Source organism: Vibrio sp. SG41-7, from assembly GCF_014164465.1.
GTDB lineage: Bacteria > Pseudomonadota > Gammaproteobacteria > Enterobacterales > Vibrionaceae > Vibrio > Vibrio splendidus.
Genome location: NZ_JACJFF010000020.1, coordinates 13,189 through 28,445, shown reverse-complemented (window position 1 = coordinate 28,445; position 15,257 = coordinate 13,189). Strand labels below are relative to the sequence as shown.

Sequence of the window (15,257 nt, the reverse complement as noted above, 5' to 3'; positions counted from 1 at the left end):
TGCCAACCCTTTTTTATTATTAGAACATTCTCCCTTCAAACCTATTCTCATGGTTCACTCATGACTCACATAATCGAAACCTTCACATCTGTACTTAATCAAAGCGCACTCAAGCCTCATCGGTTGATCGTGGCTTTCAGTGGCGGTGTTGATTCTCGAGTTTTGTTAGAGTTAGCAGCGCAGTACGCGCAAACGCATGGCATTGAGTGCTGCGCGGTGCACGTTCACCACGGTTTAAGCAACAATGCTGATCACTGGGCTGAGCAGTGCCAAACATGGTGTGATGCTTTGTCAGTTTCGTTAGCTGTAGAGCGAGTCTCGCTGGATATCGACAGTGGTGAGAGCGTAGAAAAGCTGGCTCGAGATGCTCGTTATAATGCGTTTCAGAAGCACCTGATTTTTGGTGATATTCTCATTACAGGTCAACACATCGACGACCAACTTGAGACATTCTTGTTAGCATTGAAGCGTGGCAGTGGTCCGAAAGGACTTTCTTCAATGGCGAAAGTGATGTCGTTTGGCGAAGCGTTTATCGTTCGACCGCTACTTTCAGTGACTCGATCAGACATTGAAGCGTCGGCGCACGACATGGGTTTAACTTGGGTGGAAGATGAGAGTAATCAGGATCTGCGTTTTGACCGTAACTTTATTCGCCATCAAGTAACGCCAACGCTGACTGAGCGATGGCCCAATTTTCGAGATGCGGTCAGTCGCAGTGCTCAATTATGTGCAGAGCAAGAGTTACTGTTGGATGAGTTGCTTGAATCACACTTTCAGCAAGCTTTAGGGGATAGCCAAAACTTAAGCGTTGAGGCGTTATCTCAACACTCAGACTTGTTACGAGCACGCCTGCTAAGAATGTGGTTGAGTCATTGCAATCAACCGATGCCGAGTAAAAAGCAGCTCAAGCTTATTTGGGATGAAGTCGCATGCGCTCAGGCGGACGCCAACCCTAAGCTGGTGTTGAATGATGCCGAAGTTCGACGCTTTAATCATCAGCTCTATTTGGTGAGAGAGACTAAAGACTTATCCGACTGGCAAAGCCATCTTTCAATGGGTGAGAGTTTGACGCTACCCGATGGCTTAGGGGAGTTACGCTTAAATTCAGCACTGAGTGATGGCGAATCTAACAACCGTGATGTGCAAAGCTTTAGTTTGTCGGATACAAGCGCAACACTAAGAGTGATCTTTAACCCTGAAGGACTCTCGGCTCACCCTGTTGGGCGCGGGCATAGTAGAAAGCTCAAGAAGCTGTTTCAGGAATACCAAGTACCCAGTTGGTTAAGACGCAGAACGCCGATATTAATGGATGGCGATCGAGTGATCGCTGTTTTAGGCTTATTCGTAGATAAAAACTACGAAGGTCAAGATTGTGAAGCGCTTTGGAGCAAGTAGAAAAAGTTTGTGTCACAATTCACCGTCACTTTAATAAAAATAATTAATGGAATATGCAATGAAGAAAATTACACTAGGATTAGTTCTCGGACTTGGACTATTGAGTGGTAACGCTCTGGCAGGTGATGTTGCTGCGGGCCAAGCTAAAGCAGCAATCTGTGCGGCTTGTCATGGCGCCGATGGTATCGCTATGATCCCAGGTTACCCAAACCTGAAAGGACAAAACGAGCAGTACATCGTTTCATCGATCAACGCTTACAAAACAAAACAGCGTAATGGTGGCTTGGCCGCTGTGATGCAGGCTCAAGCTTCTATGCTGAGTGATGAAGATATCGCGAATCTAGCCGCTTACTACGCAAGCCTTAAGTAAAACCTTCTCAAAGCGCTGATTAAACAAGATGATAAATTTCGAGCCAGAGCTTTAAAGCTCTGGCTTTTTTCATTGAATGTTTACTATAGCTAACCGATAATGAGCTATTCGCACAGTTTAAGGGATGAACATGAAAAAGATTGAAGCCATTATCAAGCCATTCAAACTTGATGATGTACGTGAAGCACTTGCAGAAGTGGGTATTACGGGTATGACAGTATCTGAAGTTAAAGGCTTTGGACGCCAGAAAGGTCATACTGAGCTATATCGCGGCGCAGAGTACATGGTCGACTTTTTACCTAAAGTGAAATTGGAAATCGTTGTGACCGACGAAGTGGCTGACCAGTGTGTTGATACCATTATCGAAACGGCTCAAACCGGTAAAATCGGCGACGGTAAGATCTTCATTACAGACGTTGAACGTGTGGTACGTATTCGTACTGGCGAAGAAGACGAAGACGCCGTATAAAAAAACTATTACCCTAAAAGGAGCGTTTATCGCTCCTTTTTCATTTCTGGTAGGGTGCTGTATGTTTAAGAAAACCATCATTGTTATCACGCTATTGATAACGCTTGCTGTCGTTAGTTTTCACTTTATCTTCGTGATCCCGAATAAACCCAACCTGATCACTTCCTCTCAAAGTACCAGTAACGACATCTACAGTTGCTACCAAAACTCCGCACCGAAAGCGATTGATGTGTCTGATGGTCTAGACATTACGGTGTGGAATATCTACAAGCAAAACCGAAATAATTGGCAGAGTGAGTTAAATAAGCTGTCGGCAGGTAGCGATTTAGTCTTGCTGCAAGAAGCGAGTATGACAGTAGAGCTTCGCCAATGGGTGACAAGCGGCCAGTGGGGAAGCACTCGTGTGAATGCGTTTGAGGCCTTTGAACAAAGTGCTGGCGTACTTAACTTAGCGACGCATTTACCGATCGAAGCTTGTGCTTATACTCATGAAGAACCTTGGCTTCAATTGCCTAAATCGGCGCTTTGGTCGCGTTACCAACTAAGCAATGGCGAAGAGTTGGCTGTGATTAATATCCATGCCGTGAACTTTACCTTTGGTACGGAAGATTACGAGGCTCAGCTCAAGAGCTTAACTGACAATCTGCAAAAGTATCGTGGGCCTGTTATTTTTGCTGGGGATTTTAATAGCTGGAGTGAGGCTCGCTTTGCGGTATTGAAAGGCGCGTTGGAACAGGTCGGTTTGACGGAGGTTGCCTTTGAACCGGATAACCGAACTCAGTTTATGACAGGATTGGTGCTCGACCATGTGTTCTATCGAGGGCTAGAGGTAGAAAAAGCAAAAGCGCCCATTACGGACGCTTCTGATCATAACCCTATGCGAGTGACCTTTAAGGCTAAATAGCTATTAGTCATTGGGGCTTAACCATTCGCACGGTAGTTACGTTGGGTAATCTAACGGAGCTAATAGGCTAGAGAGTTTTCGCTAGCCTTATCTCTTCAACTTAAAATATTAAAATGTAGAGCGCCCAGATTAGGTAGTAGCCAACCCATGGTAAGCCTGAAATCACAAGCGCTTGCCCACGTTCAAACTCAGTCCACGTTAATACGGCTGCATAACCCAACACGATATACCATGGTAATAACAGTGGTAAAGAGCTGGCAAACTGCGACCAATCATTGGTCAGTGGTAACTTGATTAAGCCGTTTAAGCTGTTCAAGTCAGCAGCGTAGCTCATCACTTGTCCATGCTTGAGTATCAGGCTTGCGTAGCTTGCTACATCACCTAAAACAGCCGGGAATATCACAACCGATGCCGCTGCAAACCATCGCCAAAAGCTATGTTGATGCTGGCTTGGTTTGGTTGCTAGATTAAACCAGAATGCCAACAGAATGATGGTTAATGTTCGGCCAAACACATCGCTGATGATTTCACTCGCGAGTAGGGTATTACTGTCAAGTAACGCCAATTGGTCAGGGTTTGTTTGAGCCAGTTGTTGTGACAATTCTGCACTTAACCATGCAAAATCTACATTCGAAAAATAAGCACCCCAGAATAAAAACGGGCTGAGCATTAATACGACGTAGGGTTGCCACCCCCAAGCACTTCGCTGATAAAGCGCTAAGAAACAAGCTGTTGGTGAACGGAATATATCCAACAGCATGACGAGTGGGTTACTTGACGGGTTCATACACTTACCTTAGTTACATCAACATACAGCTTCAGTTTTTGTCCTGGCTGTAGGTATTTCTTGTTCTGCAAAGCGTTCCATTTTACAACATCTGCGCTTTTTACTTTGAACTTTGATGCAATACCGCTGACTGTGTCACCTGATCTTACGTTATAAAAGACAGTTCGGATGATGGCACCGTCGGAACTATTCTTCCAAATGACCAGTTCTTGACCAATTCGAAGCGTGTCACGTGGCCCCATACCATTCCACTTAGCCAGTGATTGGTGAGATACCTTATTTTCGCGTGCAATCGTCCATAGGCTGTCACCACTTTTTACGGTATGACTAAGCTTATATTGACCACGACTCTTCGACTGTGTGCTTGCTAGGCGATTTGAAGCGCTTAGTGCGTATGTCTTGTCGTCTTTGGTGGATGTTGGGATAAGTAAGTGTTGGCCAATACGAATATTGTTGTTGCTCAAACCGTTTGCAGAGCGGATCACTTTGCTGGTGGTGTTATATTTACTTGCTAGTACGCTAATGCTGTCACCAGACTGAACCTTGTAACGCACCAACTTCATGCCTTTGCCTTTATTGGCCGCCACTTCTTTGTTGAACTTTTCAACAGAGCCTAGGGGAAGCAATAATTGCTGATGTTTTTCAGGTGCCGTCGCCCATTGGTTATAAGCGGGGTTGTAGCCTTGCAGTTCTTTGACTGGAATACCTGCGTAGCTTGCAGCAATCGCTAAATCAAGCTGTTCGTTTGGGTTAACCAGGGCCAGTACTGGCTTGTTTGGAATCGCAGGGATATCGATGCCATACTTTTCTTGGTTGGCGATCACATCAGCTAGAGCAAGCAGTTTAGGTACGTAGCTGCTGGTCTCTTTTGGTAAGTCCAAAGAGAAGAAGTCGATTGGCTTACCCAGCTTCTTGTTCTTGCGGATAGCACTGTTTACGCGACCGCCGCCACTATTATAGGCAGCAATGGCATGGTTCCAATCGCCATCGAAACGTCGGTTAAGGTCTGAGAGGAAATCCAATGCGGCGTCAGTAGAGGCAGCCACATCACGACGACCGTCATACCAGAAGTTCTGTTCAAGTCCGTAGTCTTTGCCTGTGCCAGAAATGAATTGCCATAGACCTGCTGCGCTGCCATGAGAGTAGGCAAACGCATCGAAAGAACTTTCTACAACGGGTAATAGTGCCAATTCTAGTGGTAAGCCTTTTTCTTCAATCTTAGTTGTGATCAGATAAAGGAAAGGTTCAGCACGTTGTGAGACGGTTTTTAGATGACTAGGGTGCTTTAAATACCAAGTTCGGTAGTAATCAACCTTCTTTTGGTCGGGTACTTCCATTTCAAGTTGCATCGCAATACGTTTCCAAACATCTTCTTGTGTTTGTGGAGTAACGACAGGTGCTTCAACTTTTTGATCTTCTTTGGCTGTTGCTTCTGATGAAGCGTTCGCTTGAGAAACTTCTTTAGTAGGAGATGTGTTGGTTTGCTCGGAAGCTTGGTCTGGATTCTCTGACTGAGTTAATTGGCAACCAGAAAGTAGTAATACCAAAGCCCAGCTGTACTTAACTCGCATGTTACAGCCTTTTTAATTAACGGCCGGTGATAATACTTGCCACCCCCTATGAGTGACAAGTCTGTATTTGTTAAAATTCGTTCTTCCACGCACGTAAAGCGGTAAATACCGATAAAGGATCGGTCTGCTCAGTACGATTAGATACTGATTTAACTACACTTGGCTCGGTATAGCGCAAGAAAGGGTTCACAAACTTCTCTTGTCTCAAATTTGTGGGGATGGTCGACTTATTCTGAGCTCGCAGTCGGTTCACTTGGTCGCGATATTGCTGCAAATGTTGGTTGTCAGGCTCAACGGCCAGTGCGAAAGCGATGTTCGCGGCGGTGTATTCATGAGCACAGTAAACCTCGGTTTCTTGAGGAAGTGCTGTGATCTTGTTCAGTGCATCAAACATTTGCTGTGGCGTACCTTCCATGATTCGACCGCAGCCTGCTGAAAACAGCACATCGCCACAAAATAGTTTGGCATCGCCCACATAACCAATGTGACCAGCGGTGTGGCCACTGAGCCCGAGTACTAAAAAGACTTCACCAAACAATTCTAATTGGTCACCATCATCAACGGGGTGAGTTAAGGTCGGGATTGGTTCATTCCTTGGACCCACAACATCTATGCTTGGAAACTGTCTGACTAGTTCTGGAACGCCACCAATGTGATCATGGTGGTGGTGTGTAATCAAGATTGCATCTAAAGTTAGCTCATGATGTGCTAAGTACTCTAATACTGGAGCCGCATCACCAGGGTCGACGACAGCACAACGACGATCGCTATTTTGAATCAGCCAGATGTAATTGTCGTTAAATGCAGGTATGCTTTTGATATGTAACATTATTGATTCTCCAGTCACTTCTAGTGAGACAGAATAAGTGAGACAGGTTATTGATGAAGCCAGCACGTAGCAGAAAGAAGTTTGAGCGTCCTTACACTTGGGCACAATTGCACAATGGGGACTGGTTGAGAGAATCTATTCAAACTCGACTCGATGAGTGGTGCCCAAAGCTATTTGGTTACCATATGCTCAAGCTTGGCGGTCTCAGTAGTGAGATTTCTAGCTGCACATGCAACATTCAACATCAAGTAAACCTAGATATCCAGAACCCATTACATAATGTGATAGCGGATGTCTATAATTTACCCTTTTTGGAGAAAAGCTTTGATGTTGTGGTGCTGAGTCATCAGTTAGATTATAGCAATGACCCGCATCGATTATTGAGAGAAGTCGACCGAGTGATGATGGACGATGGTTATATCATCATTACCGGCTTCAATCCGTTTAGTATTACCGGACTCGCAAGTTTACTGCCTTGGCGAAAGAACAGCTTGCCTTGGAGTGGACGTATGTACACGCCAAACCGAATTAAAGACTGGTTAGGTGTATTGAACTACGAAGTGATTCACTGCGATACCTATGCACTATTTCCGATGAGTAAGTATCAGGCGATGTGGACGTGGTTGGAGAATAGTTTAGGTGGCTGTGCTTCCTTTGCTGGCAGCCAATACTTTATTGTTGCTCGTAAACGAACTTACCCACTTAAGCCTATCAAGCCACATTGGCACCTTAAGCGACGTTTCTCTCCGGTTGGAGCAAGCTTTAGGACCAATACGCGTCGTACCATGGATTCAGCTAAAGCTTCATATCCGTTGAAAACAGAAAAAGCCGACTAGTGAACTGACCCCCAATAGTCGGCTTTTCATCTATTAATTAGGTTAATCAATTATCAACTAGTTTAAGAAGCTATCAATTAGGTTAGGAAACTATCAATCAGGTTTGGAAAGTATGAATCTGTTTCTGAAATCTGCATCTCATTTAAAAGATGGTTAGCTTGGTTGATAGCCCGTATCTTCTTGAGTCGGATTCTCCGCTGCATTTCGCGCTAAATCATCACACATTTCATTTTCTCGGTGCCCAGCGTGTCCTTTAACCCAGCGCCAATCAACACTATGACGAGCAGTTTCTTTATCGAGCCTTTGCCAAAGGTCGGCGTTCTTAACTGGCTTCTTATCTGCTGTTTTCCAATCACGCTTTTTCCAGTTATGGATCCACTGGGTGATGCCTTGACGTACGTATTGGCTGTCTGTTGTCAGAATCACAGAGCAGGGTTCTTTGAGTGCTTGAAGCGCAATGACTGCGGCGAGCATTTCCATTCGATTGTTGGTCGTCAGTGTGAAGCCTTCTGCTAGTGTCTTTTCGACTTTTTTATAGCGAAGTACGATGCCATAGCCACCGGGACCTGGATTGCCTAAACAAGAACCATCAGTGAAAATTTCAACTTGTTTCGTCATGATTTGATACTATTACCTCAAGCACATTATCGGCATAGTCTGACACAGATATCCTTATGAATACCAGTAGCACTCCAGAACAAAGCGTTGACGCAGCAGCGAACTCCAAATCAGAAAATGGGGCGAACGCAGAAAACAAACGCATCATAGTACTCGATACCGAAACAACCGGTATGAATACGGAAGGTGGTCCTCACTATATGGGTCATCGCATCGTAGAAATCGGTGCCGTCGAGATCATCAACCGTCGATTGACCGGGCGTTATTTTCACGTCTACATCAAACCCGATCGTGCCATTCAAGAAGAGGCGATTGGCGTTCACGGTATTACTGATGAATTCTTGGTAGATAAGCCTGAGTATCAAGATATTCACAAAGAGTTTCTCGACTTTATCAAAGGCGCTGAGCTGGTGGCTCACAATGCGCCCTTCGATACGGGCTTTATGGACTATGAGTTTGAGAAGCTTAATCCTGCGATTGGTAAAACGGATGACTATTGTAAAGTTACCGATACCTTGGCAATGGCGAAAAAGATATTCCCAGGTAAAAGAAACAACCTAGATATCTTATGTGACCGCTATGGTATTGATAACTCACACCGTACTCTCCACGGCGCTTTACTCGATGCGGAGATTCTAGCTGACGTCTATTTATTGATGACAGGTGGACAAACTTCGCTGCAATTTAACGCTGGTCAACAAGATGGCGGTGCAGAAAGTATCCGAAGAGCAGAAAGTGGTCGAAAATCCCTAAAGGTTTTACGAGCTACGGCCGATGAAGTAGAAGCGCATCAAAGTCGTTTAGATCTCGTCGAGAAAAGCGGAAGCTGCCTCTGGCGTCAGTAGGGAGAAAGTATGTTAAGGGTATTGGCTACCGGTTACTTATTGCTGTTAAGTTTTAGCTTGCATGCGGCAACGGAATCCGTAATGAGTTTATTGGACAACCGCTTTCGCGTTGATCCCAGTATTGAACAAGTCACCTTTGTGATTTATCGAGCCGATAACTCTAAACCTGTCGTTTTGGTTCGCCCTGACGGCAAGAAGTACTACGCTTGGCACAATGCCGATAATGTCCGTTGGTACGAAGAATCATCAATGGACATCATATCTATCGACAATCCGATGCCTGGCCCTTGGCAAGCGGTTGGTAAGGTCTCACCTAAGAACAATATCAAGCTATTGTCTCACCTTGTTTTAGATGCCAATGACTTCCCTGACAAACTGTACCAAACCGAAAATATTAAATTTACGGCTCGTTTGACATCAGACGGCAAACCTTTAGTGTTGCGCGATTTTTTAGATCGCGTAAAGCTTAAAGTTACGTTTACTAAGTTCGTTGAAAATGAAGAGTCTTTAGTGAGAGAGGCGCGGCCAATTCCAGTTGTGATGGGCGAATTTGCCGACGATGGCAGTGGTCTTGATGAACAAGCCGGAGATGGTGTTTTTACTGTGTCGTTGCCGATTGATATTGAGCCGGGCAAATATCGTGCGCGTATTACTTCTGGAAACGGTGTGTTCCTTCGAGCGCAAGAGCAAGAGGTCTTGGTTTATCCAACACCGCTCACCACAACATTTATTCAGTCTCGCAAAGAAGGGTTACCTCATACGATAGTCGTATCAGGTGAGCCGGGCATGATAGCCCCAAGCTCATTAGCCGTTCATGTTGAACACAAAGCCCCTGATGAGTATGTAACGTATAAGCAAGGGCAAGCTGAAGTCGATGCGATGAAAGTGCCTTTAGAGGTGCCTTACAATGGTGATTTAGGGATTTATAGTTGGTCAGGGATGGTTTACGCCACCGATGCTTCAAGTCAACGTCCACTGATCTTTCCAATTACAGAACAATCATACAGCGTTGTTGAAGATATCGATTTAGCGGAGTCAAGACGCCTTCAAGAAGAAGCGCTTGCCGAACAAAAACGTATTGCGACAGAGTTGATGATTCTTCAGAAACGCGAAGATGACCGACAACGCAGTATGATCATCATCGCCATCGGTAATGTTGTCGCAATTCTCTTGGGTTTATTGATCTGGTTTGTGATTCGTAAAATAACCGCGAAAAAGCAAGCTCAACCTGAGATGCAGCTAAGAGCTCCTAAATAAAGCAGGAGTCGACGCTGGCAAGGTCATTCAGCGTTCGCTTTAGCTCATAGATGTAATGAGTTCATCGATGTAAGTAGCTCATGGATGTAACATTGCGACTACTTTATTGTGATATAAAAAAACGGGACTCTATGAGTCCCGTTTTTGCTTCTGGTCTATCTCGTGTATCTGGTTTCGCAACTGAGTTGCTTAATTACATACGGATACAATTGATACTTTGGCTAGGCCACGTTATCAATCGATTGACCTGGGTATTGTGACTTTGCTGCGAGTTCCTCTGGTGCGAAGTCGTCAACGTTAATTGTGTATAGTCGGTGTTCTTCAGCGCTAACAAGCAACGCAGCTTCTTGCTCATTTAAAATACCTTTCTCAAGTCCTAGTTGAGCAACAAGGTCGAGTCTTAAGAAAGCGCGTTTTTGATGCGTCTCTTTGCAGACTTTGTCGAATAAAGGCTCCGCTTGAAGAATCACTTCTAGTGCTTTTTCTATTTTACCAACAGGGTTGTATTCCGTTGCTTCTAAGTATTGACCGCGGCCAATACGTGAACGAGTTTCACTTGGTGTTTGTAGTATGCTTGCTACTTGGCTATCCAGTTTGTCATTGGGTGCACGACGAATACGACCAAATGGCATCAGTACAACACGAAGTAGGCGTCCAATTACCGGGTTAGGGAAGTTCGCTAGGAACTCATCAATCGCGACTTCAGTTTGACGTAAGCTATCTTGCATACCCCAATGTACTAGCGGTAGATCCTCAGCGTGGCTGCCTTCACTTTCAAAACGCTTAAGTGTTGCAGACCCTAAGTAGAGTTGACTCAGGATATCGCCCAGTCTTGCAGAAAGACGCTCTCTACGTTTCAAAGAACCACCTAGTACTGCCATTGAAATATCAGACAGTAGCGCTAGGTTAGCGCTGTAGCGGTTCAATTTTTGGTAGTAGCGCTGTGTTTGTTTGTCAGTTTTATTAACTGGAGTTGGCGTATCAGAACCACGACCGTCGGTTAAACCAAACCACAAACTGCGAACGAGGTTACTGAGTGTAAAGCTAACGTGGCCAGCTAACGCAGAATCAAACTTATCAAGAGCATCGCTGCTTTCAGAATAAGCCGCTTCCATTTCGTTTAGAACATAAGGGTGACAACGAATCGCGCCTTGACCATAGATGATCATCGAACGAGTTAGGATGTTGGCACCTTCCACGGTAATCGCGATTGGCGCGCCTTGGTAGCTACGAGCTAAGAAGTTTGATGGGCCTAAGCAAATACCTTTACCACCGACGATGTCCATCGCATCGATGATGCTGCGTTGGCCACGGTGAGTACAGTGGTACTTCACAATTGCTGAGATAACCGAAGGCTTTTCGCCAAGATCGATACCTGCAACCGTTAGGTTACTCGCCGCATCCATTACGTAGGCATTACCTGCTAGGCGTGCAAGCGGCTCTTCAACCCCTTCCATACGACCAATAGGTTGTTTGAACTGGCGACGAATACGAGCGTAAGCACCGGTTGCAAGCGCGGCCGATTTAATGCCGCCCGTTGAGTTTGAAGGCAGTGTGATACCACGACCAACAGATAGACACTCAACCAGCATACGCCAGCCTTGGCCGGCCATTTTCTGGCCACCAATGATGAAATCGATAGGAACGAAGAGATCATCACCTTGGGTTGGGCCATTTTGGAACGGTACGTTAAGTGGGGAGTGACGATTACCAATCTTCACGCCTTTTAAATCTGTAGGGATAAGCGCGCAAGTGATACCGAGCTCTTGCTTGTCACCAAGTAGGCCGTCTGGATCTCGTAATTTAAACGCAAGTCCCAATACTGTTGCGACAGGTGCAAGGGTAATGTAGCGCTTGTTCCAAGTGAGGCGCATACCTAGAACTTCTTCGCCTTGCCATTGACCTTTGCATACGATGCCGTAATCGGGGATTGAGCCGGCATCTGAGCCTGCTTCTGGGCTGGTTAGGGCAAAACAAGGGATCTCTTTACCTTCCGCTAAGCGGGGTAGGTAGTGGTTTCTTTGTTCTTCTGTACCGTAGTGCTGTAATAGCTCACCGGGGCCTAACGAGTTAGGTACGCCAACGGTTGATGACAATACGCTAGAAACGCCCGTTAGCTTCTGTAGCACTAAAGACTGAGCGTAAGCCGAGAACTCTAAACCGCCATACTTTTTCTTGATGATCATTGCGAAGAATTTATGGTCTTTCAGGTATTGCCATACTTCTGGTGGCAAATCAGCCAGCTCATGCGTTACTTGGTAATCATTGACCATTTCACACACTGTATTTACTGGACCATCTAAAAATGCTTGCTCAGCTTCAGACAGCTTAGGGTCAGCGATGTTTTGAAGTTTCTTCCATTCAGGCTTGCCTTTGAACAGCTCTGCTTCCCACCACACAGTACCAGCTTCTAATGCTTCCTTTTCTGTCTGAGACATTGCAGGCAGTACTTTTTTAAACAAAGAAAGTGCTTTTTGACTGATGATGGTCTGACGAATTGCCGGTACAGCAAAAATCGCAATGGCTAAGAGATAGCAAAGCCAGCCAGTGACAGCTACGCCGCCAAACAGTGTTAATGCTACCATTGTGCCGGTTAATACGATTAATGCGCGTACTAGGCTAACTCTATGGTAAAGACAGACGCTTAAGACTGCTGTCATGCCGAGTAGGGAGAGCAATATGTTCATGATCGATTTCCTTTTCAGAGATCACTTATTGTTATTAAGTTTAGGTAAGAGGTCTAACCAGTCAAGTGTAAACAAAATATTAAATATTTGTAAAACTCTAAAGTGGATAAAAAGTGATCTCAATAGAGTTAAAGTTCTAATTGTGAGAGGTTGGTGGCGAATATTTGGGCGGATCGGCAGCGATAGGCTAATAAAGGTGGCAATCTTTGGGCTTAAGTGTCGACACTATTTCATGTTTGTGGGTAAACTCAGTGATAAAGAGGGGGAAACCCCCAGTTCTCATTTCGCGCACTTTAAGTTGCATCAAAAAAATAAGAGATAAGCCTTATGTACCATGACCTAATCAAAAGTGAATTGAACGAAGCTGCTGACGTTCTTAACAAGTTCTTGAGTGATGACCATAACATTGCTCAAATTGAAGCTGCTGCAAAACTGATTGCAGATTCATTTAAGCAAGAGGGTAAAGTACTTTCTTGTGGTAACGGTGGCTCACACTGTGATGCGATGCACTTCGCGGAAGAGCTTACTGGCCGATACCGTGAAAATCGTCCAGGTTACGCTGGTATTGCGATTTCAGATCCTAGCCATTTATCTTGTGTAAGTAACGACTTTGGCTACGACCACGTATTTTCTCGTTATGTAGAAGCGGTAGGTCGTAAGGGGGACGTGTTGTTTGGTTTATCGACTTCAGGTAACTCTGCCAACATTTTGAAAGCGATTGAAGCTGCTCAAGCTAAAGGCATGAAAACCATCGCGCTAACCGGTAAAGATGGCGGTAAAATGGCAGGTTGTGCCGATATCGAAATTCGAGTTCCACATTTTGGTTACGCTGACCGCATCCAAGAGATTCACATTAAGATCATCCACATTGTGATTCAGCTTGTTGAAAAAGAAATGGAATAATAGTTTTAAAGACATTTGGGGCCCAACTTAGGCTCCATTGGTTTTGATAGGGAGTAGATTAAACCATGTGTGAATTGCTCGGTATGAGCGCGAATGTGCCAACTGATATTTGTTTTAGCTTTACTGGTCTTATGCAGCGTGGAGGCAATACTGGCCCGCACCGCGATGGCTGGGGTATTACTTTCTATGAAGGAAAGGGTTTTCGTACGTTTAAAGATCCTAACCCTAGTTGTGAATCCAAGATCGCTGAGTTGGTTCAAAACTACCCAATTAAAAGTCAAGCTGTTGTCAGTCATATCCGTCAAGCCAATCGTGGTGGCGTTAATCTAGAAAATACTCACCCATTTACCCGTGAGCTTTGGGGACGATACTGGACCTTCGCCCATAATGGCCAATTAACGGATTACGATGATCTGGTTAGTGGTCGTTTCAGACCGGTCGGTGAGACGGACAGTGAACTGTCTTTCTGTTGGTTAGTGAAACAACTAGAAGATCGTTTTCCTGAGCCACCTCAAGACATGGAAGGTATGTTTCGCTTTGTCGCTGAGTGTTGTGACCAGCTAAGAGAGAAAGGCGTCTTCAACATGTTACTCAGTGATGGCGAGTACGTGATGACCTACTGTACGAATCATTTGTACTGGATAACAAGACGCGCGCCTTTTGGTAATGCGAGCCTGATTGATGAAGATGTTGAGATAAACTTCCAAGAAGAGACCACGCCGAATGATGTGGTCACGGTGGTAGCAACTCAGCCTCTAACATGCAATGAAGAGTGGTTTAGAATGAAGCCGGGCGAATACGCGTTGTTTCATTTTGGTGAGCTGATCGGCAATAACCATAAAGCATTGGAAGATGTTGCTTATGCACCTAAAAAGGTTGCAAGCCAAGCACCAACTGAGCCATTGAGCTAAACGCTCCGAATAGCATCATTTTTGATCCGAACAAAAGAAAGGCCGCTTGCTGAACTAATAAGTCAGTAAGCGGCCTTTTTGTTTTCTGATTTTTAAGGGCTGCTCTTCAGTGATTTACTTTGCGAGAACCGTTATACGAATTACTCTTCTGCGTAACCGTGATTGCCTAATACTTTACCGTCTAAGACAGCTTGCCCGTTTACCATCGATAAACGATCTTCGGCAAACCATTTACAGACCATAGGGTAAATGCAGTGTTCTTGAGTCAGAACTCGACTTGCTAACATGTCAGCATCATCATCTTCAAATACTGGCACCTTAGCCTGTAAGATCACAGGGCCACCATCGAGTTCTTCGGTAACAAAGTGAACGCTGGTGCCGTGTTCTTTGTCTTGCGCATCAATGGCACGCTGGTGGGTGTGTAGGCCTGGGTACTTAGGTAACAGAGAAGGGTGGATATTGATCATTTTCCCCGCGTAATGGCGAACAAACTCTGAACTCAGAATACGCATATAGCCAGCGAGTACGATTAGATCGGGTTGGTACGCATCGATCTGAACCATCAATTCATGATCAAACTCTTCACGGGAGTTAAATTCTTTTGGATTCACCGAGTGAGCGTCAACACCTGCTGATTTTGCACGCTCTAGACCAAAAGCATCCGCTTTATTTGAGAAAACGGCCTTAACAGAGGCGTCAATCGTGTGGCTGTCACAGGCATCCAAAATGGCTTGCAAGTTACTTCCGCTTCCTGAGACTAAAACGACGATGTTTTTCTTAGAGTGACTGTTATTCATAGAATGGCTGTTCTTCATAGAGTGGGTCATGCGATTGGTTAACTGAAGTATTTACAATGTACCTACATAAACTAAGGT

The 15,257-nt window shown here is 45.0% G+C and carries 15 protein-coding genes; 9 read left to right on the top strand and 6 right to left on the bottom strand.

From position 1 onward, the window contains the following. Positions 1–60: 60 nt before the first annotated feature. The 4 genes from tilS (at position 61) to H5300_RS07940 (ending at position 3,138) form a co-directional block, all read left to right on the top strand. On the top strand, positions 61–1,395 hold the full coding sequence (gene tilS / locus H5300_RS07955; RefSeq protein WP_182795748.1) for a tRNA lysidine(34) synthetase TilS: 1,335 nt from the start codon (positions 61–63) through the stop codon (positions 1,393–1,395). Positions 1,396–1,453: 58 nt separating this feature from the next. Next, a complete protein-coding gene (locus H5300_RS07950) occupies positions 1,454–1,765 on the top strand; it encodes a cytochrome c (RefSeq protein WP_029222103.1) in 312 nt (103 codons plus the stop codon). 130 nt (positions 1,766–1,895) lie between these two features. Continuing rightward, positions 1,896–2,234, top strand: coding sequence for a nitrogen regulatory protein P-II (gene glnB, locus H5300_RS07945; protein WP_004738609.1), 339 nt, complete (start codon positions 1,896–1,898; stop codon positions 2,232–2,234). A 61-nt stretch (positions 2,235–2,295) separates the two neighbouring features. After that, entirely contained in the window at positions 2,296–3,138 is an 843-nt protein-coding gene (locus H5300_RS07940) for an endonuclease/exonuclease/phosphatase family protein (protein ID WP_029222104.1), read from the top strand. A gap of 100 nt (positions 3,139–3,238) precedes the next feature. Here the strand turns inward: H5300_RS07940 and H5300_RS07935 are convergent, their stop codons facing one another. From H5300_RS07935 to gloB, 3 genes are all read right to left on the bottom strand, one after another. Then, positions 3,239–3,925 carry a YIP1 family protein gene (locus H5300_RS07935; protein WP_004734331.1) on the bottom strand — a complete coding sequence of 229 codons (687 nt, stop codon included), beginning with the start codon at positions 3,923–3,925 and terminating at the stop codon, positions 3,239–3,241. After that, positions 3,922–5,496, bottom strand: a complete 1,575-nt coding sequence (locus tag H5300_RS07930; RefSeq protein WP_065605789.1) for a LysM peptidoglycan-binding domain-containing protein — start codon at positions 5,494–5,496, stop codon at positions 3,922–3,924. Before H5300_RS07930 ends, H5300_RS07935 begins: the two co-directional genes overlap by 4 nt. Positions 5,497–5,566: 70 nt before the next feature. After that, the gene (gene gloB / locus H5300_RS07925; RefSeq protein ID WP_004734329.1) at positions 5,567–6,325 is read right to left on the bottom strand and encodes a hydroxyacylglutathione hydrolase; all 759 of its coding nucleotides are present in this window, start codon (positions 6,323–6,325) and stop codon (positions 5,567–5,569) included. 53 nt (positions 6,326–6,378) lie between these two features. On the opposite strand from gloB, the gene H5300_RS07920 reads away from it, so the two are divergent. Beyond that, positions 6,379–7,161 carry a class I SAM-dependent methyltransferase gene (locus tag H5300_RS07920; RefSeq protein WP_004734328.1) on the top strand — a complete coding sequence of 261 codons (783 nt, stop codon included), beginning with the start codon at positions 6,379–6,381 and terminating at the stop codon, positions 7,159–7,161. 153 nt (positions 7,162–7,314) lie between these two features. On the opposite strand, the gene rnhA is transcribed toward H5300_RS07920, so the two are convergent. Then, complete coding sequence (rnhA, locus tag H5300_RS07915) at positions 7,315–7,779, bottom strand: ribonuclease HI (RefSeq protein WP_004734327.1); 465 nt, start codon at positions 7,777–7,779, stop codon at positions 7,315–7,317. A gap of 56 nt (positions 7,780–7,835) precedes the next feature. Here rnhA and dnaQ point away from each other — a divergent pair, with 56 nt between their 5' ends. Both dnaQ and H5300_RS07905 read left to right on the top strand, forming a co-directional pair. Beyond that, entirely contained in the window at positions 7,836–8,624 is a 789-nt protein-coding gene (dnaQ, locus tag H5300_RS07910; protein WP_182795747.1) for a DNA polymerase III subunit epsilon, read from the top strand. Positions 8,625–8,633: 9 nt separating this feature from the next. Then, positions 8,634–9,881 (top strand): TIGR03503 family protein, encoded by a 1,248-nt coding sequence (locus H5300_RS07905; RefSeq protein WP_182795746.1) that lies wholly within the window; start codon positions 8,634–8,636, stop codon positions 9,879–9,881. Between the two features lie 221 nt (positions 9,882–10,102). Here the strand turns inward: H5300_RS07905 and fadE are convergent, their stop codons facing one another. After that, entirely contained in the window at positions 10,103–12,568 is a 2,466-nt protein-coding gene (gene fadE / locus H5300_RS07900) for an acyl-CoA dehydrogenase FadE (RefSeq protein ID WP_182795745.1), read from the bottom strand. Positions 12,569–12,895: 327 nt separating this feature from the next. Between fadE and lpcA the strand changes: the two genes are divergently transcribed. Together lpcA and H5300_RS07890 are read left to right on the top strand one after the other, a co-directional pair. Next, positions 12,896–13,471, top strand: coding sequence for a D-sedoheptulose 7-phosphate isomerase (gene lpcA, locus H5300_RS07895; protein WP_004734322.1), 576 nt, complete (start codon positions 12,896–12,898; stop codon positions 13,469–13,471). Between the two features lie 65 nt (positions 13,472–13,536). Further along, entirely contained in the window at positions 13,537–14,382 is an 846-nt protein-coding gene (locus H5300_RS07890; RefSeq protein ID WP_017079424.1) for a class II glutamine amidotransferase, read from the top strand. A gap of 140 nt (positions 14,383–14,522) precedes the next feature. On the opposite strand, the gene purN is transcribed toward H5300_RS07890, so the two are convergent. Further along, entirely contained in the window at positions 14,523–15,209 is a 687-nt protein-coding gene (gene purN / locus H5300_RS07885) for a phosphoribosylglycinamide formyltransferase (RefSeq protein WP_099426121.1), read from the bottom strand. Positions 15,210–15,257: the final 48 nt, after the last annotated feature.